At 67.4% G+C, this 13,350-nt stretch carries 15 protein-coding genes; 10 read left to right on the forward strand and 5 right to left on the reverse strand.

Annotation, left to right across the window (positions count from 1 at the left end):
• Positions 1-185 precede the first annotated feature (185 nt).
• Positions 186-407, forward strand: a complete 222-nt coding sequence (locus tag PVW49_RS01825) for a hypothetical protein (protein WP_074834435.1) — start codon at positions 186-188, stop codon at positions 405-407.
• A gap of 529 nt (positions 408-936) precedes the next feature.
• On the opposite strand, the gene PVW49_RS01830 is transcribed toward PVW49_RS01825, so the two are convergent.
• Both PVW49_RS01830 and PVW49_RS01835 read right to left on the reverse strand, forming a co-directional pair.
• On the reverse strand, positions 937-3,753 hold the full coding sequence (locus PVW49_RS01830) for a VWA domain-containing protein (RefSeq protein WP_274589745.1): 2,817 nt from the start codon (positions 3,751-3,753) through the stop codon (positions 937-939).
• A gap of 71 nt (positions 3,754-3,824) precedes the next feature.
• A complete protein-coding gene (locus PVW49_RS01835; RefSeq protein WP_274589746.1) occupies positions 3,825-4,529 on the reverse strand; it encodes a hypothetical protein in 705 nt (234 codons plus the stop codon).
• 379 nt (positions 4,530-4,908) lie between these two features.
• Here PVW49_RS01835 and PVW49_RS01840 point away from each other — a divergent pair, with 379 nt between their 5' ends.
• Positions 4,909-6,168, forward strand: a complete 1,260-nt coding sequence (locus tag PVW49_RS01840) for a HupE/UreJ family protein (protein ID WP_274565623.1) — start codon at positions 4,909-4,911, stop codon at positions 6,166-6,168.
• Positions 6,169-6,172: 4 nt separating this feature from the next.
• Here PVW49_RS01840 and PVW49_RS01845 read toward each other — a convergent pair whose 3' ends face one another.
• On the reverse strand, positions 6,173-6,898 hold the full coding sequence (locus PVW49_RS01845; protein ID WP_074834441.1) for a prepilin peptidase: 726 nt from the start codon (positions 6,896-6,898) through the stop codon (positions 6,173-6,175).
• Complete coding sequence (gene rrtA, locus PVW49_RS01850; RefSeq protein WP_274589747.1) at positions 6,891-7,583, reverse strand: rhombosortase; 693 nt, start codon at positions 7,581-7,583, stop codon at positions 6,891-6,893. Before rrtA ends, PVW49_RS01845 begins: the two co-directional genes overlap by 8 nt.
• Positions 7,584-7,609: 26 nt before the next feature.
• Here rrtA and gspG point away from each other — a divergent pair, with 26 nt between their 5' ends.
• From gspG to PVW49_RS01890, 8 genes are read left to right on the forward strand one after another with little or no spacing between them, the layout of a single operon-like run.
• Positions 7,610-8,068: a type II secretion system major pseudopilin GspG gene (gene gspG, locus PVW49_RS01855; RefSeq protein ID WP_048530035.1), complete on the forward strand. Its 459-nt coding sequence runs from the start codon at positions 7,610-7,612 to the stop codon at positions 8,066-8,068.
• A complete protein-coding gene (locus PVW49_RS01860; protein ID WP_274589748.1) occupies positions 8,053-8,517 on the forward strand; it encodes a prepilin-type N-terminal cleavage/methylation domain-containing protein in 465 nt (154 codons plus the stop codon). Before gspG ends, PVW49_RS01860 begins: the two co-directional genes overlap by 16 nt.
• Positions 8,499-8,897, forward strand: coding sequence for a type IV pilus modification PilV family protein (locus tag PVW49_RS01865; protein WP_274589749.1), 399 nt, complete (start codon positions 8,499-8,501; stop codon positions 8,895-8,897). Before PVW49_RS01860 ends, PVW49_RS01865 begins: the two co-directional genes overlap by 19 nt.
• On the forward strand, positions 8,894-9,493 hold the full coding sequence (locus PVW49_RS01870; RefSeq protein ID WP_074834448.1) for a type II secretion system protein GspJ: 600 nt from the start codon (positions 8,894-8,896) through the stop codon (positions 9,491-9,493). The genes PVW49_RS01865 and PVW49_RS01870 overlap by 4 nt, the downstream gene beginning before the upstream one ends.
• Complete coding sequence (gene gspK / locus PVW49_RS01875) at positions 9,490-10,422, forward strand: type II secretion system minor pseudopilin GspK (RefSeq protein WP_274589750.1); 933 nt, start codon at positions 9,490-9,492, stop codon at positions 10,420-10,422. Before PVW49_RS01870 ends, gspK begins: the two co-directional genes overlap by 4 nt.
• Positions 10,423-10,442: 20 nt before the next feature.
• Entirely contained in the window at positions 10,443-11,600 is a 1,158-nt protein-coding gene (gspL, locus tag PVW49_RS01880) for a type II secretion system protein GspL (RefSeq protein ID WP_274589751.1), read from the forward strand.
• Entirely contained in the window at positions 11,597-12,088 is a 492-nt protein-coding gene (gene gspM / locus PVW49_RS01885) for a type II secretion system protein GspM (RefSeq protein ID WP_274589752.1), read from the forward strand. Before gspL ends, gspM begins: the two co-directional genes overlap by 4 nt.
• Entirely contained in the window at positions 12,085-12,822 is a 738-nt protein-coding gene (locus PVW49_RS01890; RefSeq protein WP_274589753.1) for a hypothetical protein, read from the forward strand. Before gspM ends, PVW49_RS01890 begins: the two co-directional genes overlap by 4 nt.
• A gap of 5 nt (positions 12,823-12,827) precedes the next feature.
• Here PVW49_RS01890 and PVW49_RS01895 read toward each other — a convergent pair whose 3' ends face one another.
• Positions 12,828-13,349, reverse strand: a complete 522-nt coding sequence (locus PVW49_RS01895) for a tetratricopeptide repeat protein (RefSeq protein WP_158499013.1) — start codon at positions 13,347-13,349, stop codon at positions 12,828-12,830.
• Position 13,350: the final 1 nt, after the last annotated feature.

The following is a 13,350-nucleotide window of genomic DNA, read 5'->3' on the forward strand; positions in this document are numbered from 1 at the left end:
GACCGGCCCCGATGCCGCATTTTTCACCCTCTGAGGTGCCTAGTTACCCAGTTTCCGCAAAAATCGCAGAAGACATGCATGTTTTACGTGAATTTTCAGCGAAATATCGCACACGCCAAGATTGTCTCTGGACCAGTGCGCACAATTTGGTCCAACATGGATACAACCTGAAATGGAGTATAGTCATGCTAGCATGTGTCATATTCGGAGCGCTGGCCGGCGTTTTTGCCGCGATCTATGCACTGGCGCAGGGGCTTTCGTTCGGCGATGCCTTCGGCATCTATCTCGGCATTTCGCTCTTTTCGATGGTGGGTGTGCCGGTGATGTGCATGGCTGCCCGGCGCCTGCGACAGTTCGTCAAGCAAGCGCAGACTGGTCACCTGGTCACCCGGTGGTCGAACGGCTGAGAGATTTGCCGCCAGGGCCACGCGGTTTCTCTTCTGATCTCACACAAGGCAGCGGGTGGCACTTTCGCGCCGCCTCGGCCTGCCGGCAAAGTCCTCGCCTCGTGCGGGGACTTTTGAGTCTATGGGGTGTGTTGGTCATCGCAGCAAAGCGATCTTGAGACGGTGACGCTGGAGCGGTTGGTGCCTGGCGATGGTCCTTTGCGCAAGATCGGCGCGGGCATCGACTTGGGGCTCGTCGGGGAGATGACCGAAGGCCTCTGTGCCCGGACCAAGGCCGACCGCCGCGCCCTTCCGTCAGAACCGGCGTCGCAGATTTGACGGGACGGTTGTCGGCCAGGGCCTCCTCGCCGCCAGCGCCCAGAACATCAAGAAACTCGTATTGGCACCATGGGCTGCCATGTCCCGCAGGCCTGAAACCAGCTCCGAACCTCACACGTCAAAACAAAACCCCGCCAAAATGACGGGGTTTGTCAGTGGTCCGAGAAGGCCCGGATTTTCCGGGCCTTCTTTTGCTGATCTCCGCCAGCGATCACATGATGCGACGCCGCTGTCTCAGGCCGATCAGGGCGAGCAGTGCCGCGAACATCACGCCCCAGGGGCCGATGCCACCGCCGGAACCACCGCCGCCGCCGCCATTGCCGCCGCCGCCGCCGCCGTTGCCGCCGCCATCAGGCACTTTCACCGGCTCATCCGAAGCCAGTTTCGCCCCGATCGAGACCGCATAGTTGCCCATGGCCGCCGTGGCATCGGCGTGTTCCACCGTGACCACGTGACCCGCGGCATCCAGCGAAGAGGCCGGAACCGTGGCCACAGCCCCCGAAGCCGCATTGGCGCTGGTCGACAGGTCGACCATCAGCAGCTCGGTTCCACCGGTCGCGTCGTAGACCCGCACCACCGGTTGCATGTCCAGCGCCAGCGAAGTCACGCGGGCGATCAGATCATTGGCGGTGGAGGTCGGCGTGAAGAAGAAGCAGTCCACGTCGCCGGCCGCGTCGATCCGCCCGGCGGTATCGACGTTGTTGTCGGTGATCGCGGTACAGGCTCCGGGCACCGACGGATCGTTGCTGTGATCGTCGGGTGCGACACCCGTCACCGCCGCGTTGGTCACCGCAACGCGGGTGAACATCTCGGTGATGTTGGTGGGTGTCGGGGTCACGCCATTGCCGTTTTCATCCACCGAGATCGCAGTCGCGGTGAAGGTGGTCTGCGCATTGCCGGACGTGTTCTCGGCGGTGACCACCGCGGTATAGGTGCCGTCCATGTCGTAGGGCACATCCGCGGTGTAGGTGCCGTCGTCGGCCAGCCGGTCGGAGTTCTTGCCGTCGTCGAGCAAGGGCAGATTGACCGTCGAACTGTCCGGCTTGGTCACCGTCGCCGTCACGTCGAGACCGGTGATTGCCGGGCCGTCGGTGACGGTGGCTTCGATCGCGAAGCTCTGGGGATAGTTCACGTTGTTGAACTCGACGGCGATGTCATAGCTCTCGAAGTCCGAGGGTGTCCCCGATACCAGAACCGAAACATCGATGTCGCTCGAGGTGTTGTTCACCACCTCGACCCCGTATTGCCCTGCGCCCAGGGTCGTAACGTCGACCTCGGCGTCACAGGAGACCTCGGCCCCAGCGTTGCAGGTAAAGGCCGCGCCGGTGTCCGCGCCGGTGCCGTCGAGCAGCCGCAGCGAGACATCGGTCACCGCCCCCGCGAAGGAGACGTTGATCGCCGCTGTCGCCAGCGAGCTGTCAAGCGTGACATTGCGCACGTCGGTGGTGCTGGCGGTGGCCGCCGCAGTGGTCGATTGCACAACCACACTCGACGAGAAGGCGGCATTGGCAGCGACAAAGGCCTGCTGGATCTGCGCCAGCGTGGTGGGCGAGAAGAAGTACTGCCCGCCGGTGCCATTGGCCAGGCTCTGCAACAGGCCGGCGTTCACGCCCGAGCCGAAGCCGAAGGTCACCAGAGGCACCTTGGCGGCGGTATAGGCGTTGATCACGGTCGTCTGATTGACCGAACTCTGACCATCGGTCAGCAGATAGACCACCGAGGGACGGGTGCCGCCCTGGAAGCCCTGCACCTGTGCCAGCGCGGTCAAGGCCGCGTCCTCGATATCGGTGCCCCCGCCAGCGCTGAAGGCGGCGATGGCCGTCTGGGCGCCGCTGCGCACGCCGGTATCCGGATCAGGAATATCGGTGATCGCAAAGACCTGGGTGGCGCTGCTGGTGAACCGGCCGACGCCGACGGCGTTTTCGCCCGGGGTCAGTTGGCCGACCAGAAGGCTGGCCGCGGTCTTGGCATTGGAAATCGGCGTGCCTGACATCGACCCCGAGGTGTCGATCATCAGTTCCGCCACCTGATTGCCGGCCCAGATGATGTCAAGCTCGCTGCGGGCGGTGCTTTCGTCATCGTTGACGATCAGGTTCGGCGCGGTGGGTGCCACCAGGTTGGTGTATTGCGTCCGCGTCGGCAGGAAGCTGTGCCGCGGGTCAGTCGCCGGATCACGCGTGAGCGTGGCCCATCCGTTTTCGCCGAACACCCTGGCCTGACCGTTCTTGTCGTCGCCATCGGCCTGTGTGGCATAGGGTTCGACGCCGAGGGTCGAAACCTCGAGCCAGTCCTGGCTGCCGCTGACCGCGGTCCATTGGCCGTTCATGATGGACGGCGACGAGGCGGTATCGGTCGAGCGCGGGAAGAAGATCACGCAGTTGGTTTCCGGCGTCTGGCCGCAGTTGGCGACATATTCGTCATAGATGCCGTAGGTGTAATGTCCCCATTCATGCGCCAGGGTGAACCCTGCGCCTTTGGGGGTGTCCATCAGCGTCGGCGCGCCTTCCCAGTTGGTGCAGAAATAGATCCGGGCACCCGCCACGCCAAAGCCGCTCGGATTGGCCCGCGGGCCGGGGGCCGTGGTCGTCGGATCGCTGTCGGTGCAGTTTTCCTTCCATTGCACGTCGGTGTTGTTGGCCTGATCGCCATCGCGGAAGATCGTGACCTTGCCGATCTTGTGTTTGCCGTTGGTCATCTGGAAGACGGCGTCGGCGAATTCTTCGATTTTCTTCTCGAATTTGTTCTGGTCGTCGTCATCCGTGGCCGGTGTCGGCTCTTCCGGGTACTCGTCGTCGCCCTGCGGGTTTTCCTCGAGCGAGATGCTGAGATCGAAGACCGCGGTGGTGCTGGTGGCCCTTGGCAGCGGTCGGCTGCTCAGTTCCCCGGCACTGTAGGTCGTGCGCGCGCCATTCTCGATCGTTGTCACCGTCGACAACCAACTTGAGGCGGCATAGGCCGGCTGGGCCGCCAAACAGGCCACCCCGGCGGTCGCCAATAATTTGGCTATAGTGTGTCGTACATGCTTCATCAGACGAACTCCCCCTGGATCAATGGTTTTTCGAACAAACATCCATCGGGCGCATGAGTGCCGCTAAGCGGTCACCTGCCCGAAAGAATACCAAAATACGCGTGGCCGTCCGGCAGGTCCGCTATGAATCGGGACCGGCCCGGGTTGGTTTCGACGAACCCCCGGAACGCACTGTCGGTACGGGTTACAATGTGACTTCCGCCAAGCGCCTCAGCCAAATTCTTTTCAATGTCCCCGCCACAGCCGTCCGCGGAAAGCGCGAGATCGGCACGACCGGGGTTGTTTGGCGCCAGAATGGACCAGATGTATTCTCCGCTGGGCGGCGCACTCACTGGCGCCGCGCCGCGCCAGGCCTCGATCAACCCGCTCAGCGCCGGCGTGGCGGCAATGCGGAAGACAAAGCGGGTTTTGCCGTCGGGTTCGAGATAGGCGATCTCGACGGTAAATGTCGGAGGCGAAGGGATCGTGCCATCGTTGGGCACCATGGCGTGACGCGGCTGCGTGCGGGAAATATCCGCCAGGGCGCTTTGATATGCCTCTACCCCAAGGTCGACAAGTTGGGACCGGCCGAGCATATTGTTTCCGTCGTTCCAGAGCGCACGGCTCAATGTGCCGTCCGGGCTGATCCTGAATCCTTCGCGAAGATAAGAGCCGGCATCAAGCTGCCCGATGACCACGTCGATGCTGCGGGTGTCGCGAGTCTCGCATGCGGCCAGCGCTGCACCCGGAATGACCAGGCTGAAAATTAAAAAGAATAGCGGCAGTATATTCCGCACGACCGGACTCCCGGTTAAACGATAAAATCTATGAGAAGAGGATAAACGCCGTATTGTCCCTGCGTCAACTCTTGCTGTAACGCTTTGTTAACGTGAAGTTTATTATGGCGATGATCGGCATTTCGACTCAGTTGGAACAAGCGGAGCGCGATTGCGGGTGCAGATTTGGCAATCCACGGACATTGTTGCGATACTTGACGGAGTGTCCAAAGATTGCATCCATAGAGTGTCCGTACCCGGGCGCTGGCCTCACCAAGGCGCGCGCGGACTGCGGTCGCGGTGAAAAAGGATGCCGGTGATGCCGGCCGCGCAAATTATTGTCACACTTACCAAGTAATTCGGTGACTTGAATTTTATCAACCCGGAGCCTTGCGAATTCATGCGGATTTGTTTTTCCAAGCGACGTCCCCGCCTTTTCCCGGCGCAGCGGGCAATCTATATCCTGACGTGTCTTTTCCTTGTCATCGCCGGTGCGGCGCAGGCGCATTTCAGCCTCGGCACCAAGATCCGCCATATGTTTCTGAGCGAGGCGGAGGGCCTGACCGAGGTTCTTGTCTTTTCGCCGATCCCGCTGGTTTTTGCCGATGTGCTGAGCGGCGAAAGGGACACCGAGGGGTTTCTTGCCACCGTCGGCCCCGCCGATGCGCCCGGCGTCATTCTTTTGCCCGAGGCCGCCAATGCCGCGCCAGAGGCTTTTGCCGCGCGACTGGCACAAAGCCTGCGCTGGCGGGTCGGCCCACGCGAGATCACGCCCGAGATCGAGGCGTTCCGTATCCTGCCGGGGCCGCCGCCCGAGGGGCTGGCCTCGGTCGAGGCGGCGGCCGCGCTGCTGGCCACGCCGTCGCCCGAAGGGCCGGTGAGCATCGGTTCGGGTTATGTCGCCATGCGGCTGCGGCTGGACGCGCAGGCCCTGCTGCTGCCCCTGACGGTAGAGGCCGGATTGCCGGCGCTGACCCTGGCCGAAGGTGTCAGGATCGACAATCATGTGGTCGATGCCCGCAGCGACACGCCGCGCAGCTTCACCCGCCCGGGCCAGCTCGAACGGCCGCTGACGCTGCCCGAGGGCTGGATCGGCTGGGCGGCGGAATATGTCTATCAGGGCATCGTTCATATCCTCGAAGGGATCGATCATGTCTTCCTTGTGGTGGCCATGTCGCTTGCCGCGACGACCGCGCTGAGCCTGCTGCGCAACATCACCGCCTTCACCCTGGGCCATGCGGTCACGCTGGCCGCCGGGTTCCTTGGGTATGCCCCGAGGAGCGCGTGGTTCATCCCCGCCGTCGAGGCGGCGATTGCCGCGACGATCATCATGGCGGCGATCACCAGCTACCTGCGGATGCGCGCCTCTGCCACGATTTACGTGCTGATCGGCCTGCTGCACGGCTTCGGGTTTTCCTTTGTTCTCGCCCGGTTGCTGGGGCCCGGCTCGCCCGATCTGGTGCCGGCTCTGGCGGCATTCACGGTCGGGATCGAGATCGGCCAGCTGGCTATCGTGGCGATGGTGCTGGCGTTGTTCTGGGGGCTGCGCCAGGCCACCGCACCGGGGGCCGAACTGGCCCGCAAGAGCGTTCTGGTGATCCTTGGTCTGGTGGCAACCTACATGGTGGTCGAGCGGATTCCGGCGCTCCTGGGCGCCTGAGTCGTCACCGCCACAGCAGGACAAGCCCCGCCGCCGCGCAAAGAAAGACGCCGAAGGGCAGGGGCGTGTCGCGGTTGGCGCGGCCGAAGACCCCCAGCGCCGCCGCCGCCAGCCCGGCCAGCGAGGCCAGCAGGCCCACCCAAGGCAACGCCAGCGCGCCCAGCCCGGCGCCGATGCCGGCGGCCAGTTTCACGTCGCCCAGCCCCAGGCCCTCACGGCCCCGGAGGCCCTGATAACCCCAGCGCAACGCCAACAGCGTCACGGCGCCGATTGCCCCGCCGACAAGCGCATTGCCCGGGCCCCGGCCGTCCAGCCAGGCCAGCCCCAGCCCGAGGGCAAACAGCAGCCCGGTCATCACATCCGGCAGCCGTAGGCAGATCAGGTCGGTCAATCCCAGCGCCAGCAACAGCCAGAGGTATCCGAGGGTCAGCGCCAGCCCCGGCAAAGTCTCTGTCACCACGATGGCCGCCAGCGCCGCGGCGATCGCCAGAACCTCTGCCGCCAGCAAGCGCCAGGGCAGGGCGGCGCCGCAGTACCGGCAACGCCGCCTGCGCAGAAGGAAGGATACCACGGGGATCAGGTCGCGCGCCGCCAATCGCCTGCCGCAACCGGTGCAGGCCGAGGGCGCCGAGAGCGAGCGCCCGTCACAGCTGCGCTCGGCCCAGACCGCCAGGAACGAGCCCACCGGCCCGGCCAGCAACACGGCAAGCCAGAGCCAGAGATCATCCATCGGCGGTGACCGCCGCCGGCAGCGCCGCCGCTTCGCGCTCGGCATGGATCAGCGACAGCATCAGGCAGACCAGCCCGACACCGAGCCGCGGCCAGAACGGCCCCTCGCGCGCGGCCAGCGCTCCGCCCAGGGTGCCCAGCGTATGCGACACGAAGCTGACCCGCCCGCCAATCGCCGCATCGGCGCCCGGCACCGCGCCATTGAAGAATTCCTGCCCCAGCTTGGCCGCGACGCAGGCCAGGATTAGCCCGCCGAACCAGCGTGGCCCGGTCCGCAGCATCACCAGCCCGCCAAAGGTCATCACGCCATGGGTGATGCCGGAAAATCCCACATAGGTGACCCCGGCAGGCATCAGCGCCAGCCAGCCCAGGCTGATCGCCGCGCCGGAGAGCAGGATCGCGCGCGCCAGCATCCGGGGTGTCAGGATCGACCACAGGCTCACCAGGATCAGCCCCAGCCCGAGGATGTTGAGATGGGTGTGCACACGGCTGAGATTGACCAGATGCGCGGTCACCAGCCGCCAGAGCTCGCCCCGCAGCACGGCGCCATTTTCCAGCAGGAAAAGCCGCCGCAGCGCCGCGCCCCCCAGATCGGTCACCAGCATGCCAAGCGCGATTGCAACCGCGATGCCGACCAGCCGCAACAACATTGAGCGCTGCTCAATCATCGGATAGGCTCGATGCATGTTCTCCTCGCGGCATTGATAATTCCATGATTGAAAACAACCACATTCCCTCGAAAACGCAAGGCCGGGACGCGGGCTTCTCGCTGTTGGAGCTTATGGTCGTCGTGGTCATCATGTCGATCCTCGCCCTGGTCATCGTGCCCCGGGTGATCGACCGGCCCGATCAGGCGCGCGCGGCGCGGGTGCAGACCGATCTTTCGGTGCTCAAGAGCGCGGTCGAGCTCTACCGGCTCGACAATTTCCGCTATCCCACCACCGAACAGGGGCTTGCCGCGCTTGTCGAACGGCCAAGCCAGCCGCCGGTGCCCGAGAATTATGCCAGCAAGGGCTATATCGACCGGGTGCCGCGCGATCCCTGGGGGCGCGCGTACCAATATCTTCAGCCCGGTATCCATGACAGTTTCGACATCTTTTCGCTTGGCGCCGACGGGCGCGAAGGCGGCAGCGGAAGTGACGCGGATTTGGGGACATGGCAGGTCGAATAACGCCTCAAAGCGGGTTTTCGCTGGTCGAACTGATGATCGTCGTCGCGGTCTTTTCGATCCTGAGCCTCGGCGCGGTGCTGGCCATCAACCTGCGCGATCCGCGCGGCAGCCGCGACGTGGCCTGGCTGGAACAGACCTTCGCGACCGCGCGCCGCGAGGCAATTCTGACCCGGAGGGAGGCGCGCTTTGCGATCAGCCCGACCGGAGTGACGCGGATGGCGCCGGGAGAGGACGGATGGCAGCCCGAGGGGGGCGAGTCCGCGCTTGACGGTCTGGTTACCGCCACCGCCGGCTATGGCGCGCTGCGGGATGATCTGGGCCGTGTAATCGTTGCGCTGCTGCCCGACGGCCGCACCAGTGCCTTCGACCTGCGGCTCGAAGCCGGACGACAGGTCTGGACCTGCGCCGCCGATGGCTGGGGGGCGCTGGCATGCGACGGCGAGAGCTGAGACAGGCAGACGCGAAACGGGCGCGCGAGCGCGGCTTGACGCTGATCGAGGTGACGGTGGCGGTGCTGGTGCTGTCGATCGGCACCGTGGCGGCGCTGCGGGCCTTCGATGCCGCCCGGCTTCAGATCGGCGGCGCGCCGGAGCGGCTCTTTGCGCAGCAGGTGGCGCTCAATCGTGCGGCGGAGTTCCGGGCGCTGGGCGCCGAGGCCGCGCGCGGCCTGCCCGAGACCGTCACCTATGCCGGCCGCGACTGGCAACTCGCGGTGACCGAGACCGAAACCCTCGGCGGCTACACCGAGCTCAGGATCCAGGCGGTGGGGCCCGGGGGCGAAGGTGCGCTGGTGGTGGGCTTTGTTGGCGAAGAGGAGGCGGCAGGATGACATCCGAACGCGGGCTGACCCTGCTGGAACTCACCGCCGCGCTGGCGATCTTTTCGCTGATCGCGGTGATGGGGTTGCAGGCGTTGAGCGCGACGGTGCTGTTGCAGGACCGTCTTGGCGCCCGCCATTCAGCAACCTGGGAGCTGGGCGAAGCGCTGACCCGCCTGCGCGCGGATTTCGACGCGCTTGCGCCCTTTGCCTTTGTACCGCCGGACGGGCAGGACGACCGCCAGCCGGCTTTTGTCGCCGATGCCGCCAACGGCCGCTTCAGCCTCTCGCTTGCCGGTGTCGGGCGGCTGCCCGGCACGCAGGAGACCGGGCTGGGCCGGGCCGAATGGCGGCTTGACGCGGCCAGCGGCACCCTGCGCCGCCGTTACTGGCGCGACCTGGCGCCGTTCAATGCCAGCGTCGCCGGGCCGGACCAGGTGATCCTGCGCGACGTCAGCGCGCTTCAGGTCCGGGCGCTGACCGAGACCGGCTGGGTCAGCGATTTCGGGCTGGAGGAGGCCGCCTCGCGCACCCGGTTGCCCCGGGCGGTGGAAGTCACGCTGAGAACCGGCGATCACGGCGATCTTCGGATCGTGGCGGCGCGATGATCCGGTGGCGGGATAGCGGCCGTGATCGGGGCGTGGTGCTGCTCAACGCGCTGCTTCTGGTGGTGGCGATGACCGCTGCGGCCAATACCGTACTGTCGCTCGCGGTGGGCGATACCACGCGCCTGGCCGCCATCCACGGTGGCGATCAGATGGCGCTCTATCTCGATGCGGGCACGCCGCTGGTGGCCCAGGTGTTGACGGCCGATTGGGACGCCGGCGCCGAGATCGACCATGACGGCGAGATCTGGGCCACCGAGGGCTATTCGGTGCCGATCGACCGGGGTGTGCTCGCCGGTCGCATCTCGGACCTGCAAGGCCGGTTCAACCTCAACTGGCTGGCCAGTGACGACGCCGGCCCGGCGCAGGCGGCCTTCGAGCGGCTGATCCGCCTGCTCGGGCTGGATATCCGGCTCGGCCGTGCGGTGACCGAGCATCTGCGCCCCGGCGGCCCGGCCAATCCGGCGCCTTATTACAACCGCGCTCTGCCGGTGACAGCGCCCGGCGGCACAATCGCCACAATTGCAGAGCTGCGCCGGGTGCCGGGGATGACCGAGGCGGCCTTTGACACGCTTGCGCCGCATGTGGCGGCCTTGCCGTTGGGCACCGGGCTCAACGTCAATACCGCCAGCGCGCCGGTGCTGGCCGCTGTGCTGCCGGGCGCCGCGCTGCGCGATGCCGAGAAGCTCTTAAGCGAGCGGGCGGCCGCGCCCTTTGCCTCTGCCGGCGATTTCGCCAGCCGCGCGGGCACGATCCTGCGCCGCGAGGTCGCCGCCGGTCCGGCCCCGCGGGATTTTCGCGTCGTGAGCGAATATTTCGCCGCCGCACTCGATGTCGCACTGGACGATCAGCGCCAAAGCAGGATGATCTGGCTGCATCGCAGTCTCAGCAGCGGCACGGTAACGGAAACCTATAGAATGACATTGCCATGACGGGCCGCAAGACGAGGACCATGCCGGATATCTGGCGGATGGACAGCGGCGATGCGCCGCCCCCAAGCGGCGCCTTCATCGCCGTGGTGCCGGGCGAGGCGGCGCCGCTCTTTCCGCTCGATCTGCCCGCGCGTCTGCGCGACGGCATCCGCAATCAGGTCGCCCGCCAGCAGGTGGAAAACCTGCTTCAGGACAGTCTCGACGCGGTCGAGCTTCGGGTGAACCGGCCCGGCCGCGACGGCGCGGCGGCGGCGCTTGTGGTCACGGCAGAGCGCGCGCGCGACTGGCGTGACCGTCTGAGCGAGCAGGGGCGGCGGGTCGCCGCGCTCTTGCCCGACTATCTGGTCCTGCCGGTAGTGGCCGAGGGCTGGGCGCTGCGCTGTTTGCCCGAGGGCGACCGGGTGCTGGCGCGGCTCGGCCCGGCCGATGGCTTTGCCGCCGGCCTGCCGGTGGCGCTGGCACAGCTCCGCGCGGTCCTGGCGCGGTCCGGGGCGCCGCAGCATGTCTACCTTTGTGACAGCCCGGTGCCCGAGACCCTGCGCAGCGTCCTCGAGGCGACCTCGGCCGAGATCCACGCCGGCTGGCCGGACGAAGCCGCGCTGCTGGGTCATGGCGAGGCCGATTTCAACCTGTTCCGCGATCCTGCTGCCGACCGGATGGCGGTGCGGCGGCAGGTGCGGCGCTGGCGCGGGCCGATGGCGGCGATGGCAGCCGGGCTGGCGGCGCTGGCGGCGGCGCTCTGGATCGACGGCGCGCGGATCGAGGCTGCGGCCCAGCGCCAGCGCGACGCCGCCACCGAGGTGGCGCGCGCGGCGTTCCTGCCCAGCGGGCCGATCCTCAACCTGCGGCTTCAGGTGGGCCGTGTCGTGGCCGAACGGCAGGCGGCCGAGGCCACCCCGGCGCAGGGGGTGGGCTCGATGGATGTGCTGCACGCCGCGGCGCAGGTGCTGGCGCAGAGCCCGGTCACCCTGCGCCGCGTCACGCGCACCGCCGGCACACCGCTGCGGGTCGAGCTCGAGGTCGGCGATTTTGCCGCGCTCGAGCAGGTGGTCGCGCGGCTGAACGGGGGCGCAACCCGGGCGCGCGTGGTCAATTCTTCGGCTGAGGCCGATGCGCGGGTAGCGGCGCTGGTGGAAATCTTGGCGGCGCCGGGTGCGGCGGAAAGGGGGCTGCGATGATCCCGGTCTCGGACAGCCTTGCCGCGCTCAGCCGCCGTGAACGCGGGCTGGTCGGCCTGTTGGTGGCGGGCGCCCTGCCGCTGGCGGTGGTATTTTTGGTGCTCCTGCCGCTGGTCGAGGCCCGTCAGGCCGCGAGCCAGAGGCTGGCCGAGGCGCGTGAGCTGCATCTCTGGGTCAGCACCCAGGCGCGGCTGTATCCGCCAGTGGAGGATCCGGCCGGCGAGGCCGGTCCGCGGCCCGCTGCGGGCATGTCGGGGCTGGAACAGAGCCTTGTTGACGCCGGTTTGCGCGCGGCGGTCTCGTCGCTGTCGAACCAGGGCGCGGACCGGGTGGCATTGCGTTTCGACCGCGTGGCCTTTGGCCGGTTCATGCCGTGGTTTGCGGGGCTGGCGGACACCGCGGGCTACACCCCCGAGAGCTTTTCGATCGAGAGCCTCGGCGCGCCGGGCTATGTCGCGGTGGCGCTGGTTCTGGAGCCGGGGGCATGAGGGTGATGCTGGGCATTTTCGGCCTGCTGGTCGGGCTGCTGTCGGCGGTGGCGCTGTTTGGCGCGGTCGGCCATCTGCGCCAGGCCGCGCCGGAGAGCCTGCCGCCCTGGACGGCCGGGCTGGACGACGCCGCGGGGCTGGTCAGCGGCCGTGCCGAGGTGGCGGCCGGAACGCCATGGCCCGAGGATATCGCGCTCACCTGGGCCTGGGCCGGCCTCGAGGCGGGCGCGCCGCGCTGGCGGGTGACGGCCGGCACGACCGGCGCGCAGGCTTCGGCACATCTGCTGCTGCCCGCCCCGTTCAGTCACGCCCGGCTGCAAGGCGGCAGCGGCAGTCTCGACCTGGCGGCGCTGCCGGCTCTGGGAGCGCGCGGCGAGGTGCGGCTGGACCGGCTCGAGGCCAGCGTCATCACCGCCGCCCGGCGGTTGGAGCGGCTGACCGGGGCGGGGCGCATCCTCGGCGCGTATTATGATGGCACGCTGCTCGGCAACGGCAGTTTCAACATCGCCACCGACGCCGGCGGGGCCTGGCGGCTCAGGATCGAGCTGGCGGGGCCCGCGGTTGCGCTCGAGGGCCGGTTGTCGGGCCTGATCGGCGGTGCCGAGGCCACGCTGGACGCGCGGATCATCCCGCGCGAGGCGATGCCGGAGGCCTGGCGGCAATCGCTCGACCTACTGGCCGACCGGCTCGAGGCCGGCGGCTGGCAAGTGCGGACACGTCTGCCGCTGCGCTGAGGCGCTCAGCCCAGCGCGGCGAGTTCACTGGTGATCAGCGCCCGGCGCCGGGCCATCGCCTTGCCGATGTCGAGCCCGGGATATTCCGCCAGCAGCACATCGAGCGCCGAGGCCGCCGCTTGCAGGCGCTGGCGGGTGGCGGCGCCCCTGTCGCCGGCGGCAATCGCGCTCCGGGCGATCTCGTGGTCGGCCGAGGCCGCCACCGCCAGCGCCATGCCGCGCACCGGCCCGGTCTGCGACGCGGCCAGGCTGCGCGCCGCGCGCGAGGCGGCCTCGTAGTCGCCGCCACGCAGCTGGGCGTGACTCAATTCCAGCATCAGCCGGGCCTCGACCGCGCCGGCGGGGTAGTTTTTCAACAGTTTCTGATAGCTGCGGGCGGCCGCATCATAACGCCCGGTTTCCAGGGCGTCGCGCGCGGCGAAATATTGCTGCTGAAAGCCGCCACCGGACGGGGCGGCGAGATCCGTACAGCCCGAAAAGCCCAGCAGGGCCAGTCCGACCACGGCCGGAACGCGGAGTCGTGCCATG

Origin of the sequence: Marinovum sp. PR37, from assembly GCF_028807375.1 — a bacterium.
GTDB classification, from domain to species: domain Bacteria; phylum Pseudomonadota; class Alphaproteobacteria; order Rhodobacterales; family Rhodobacteraceae; genus Marinovum; species Marinovum algicola.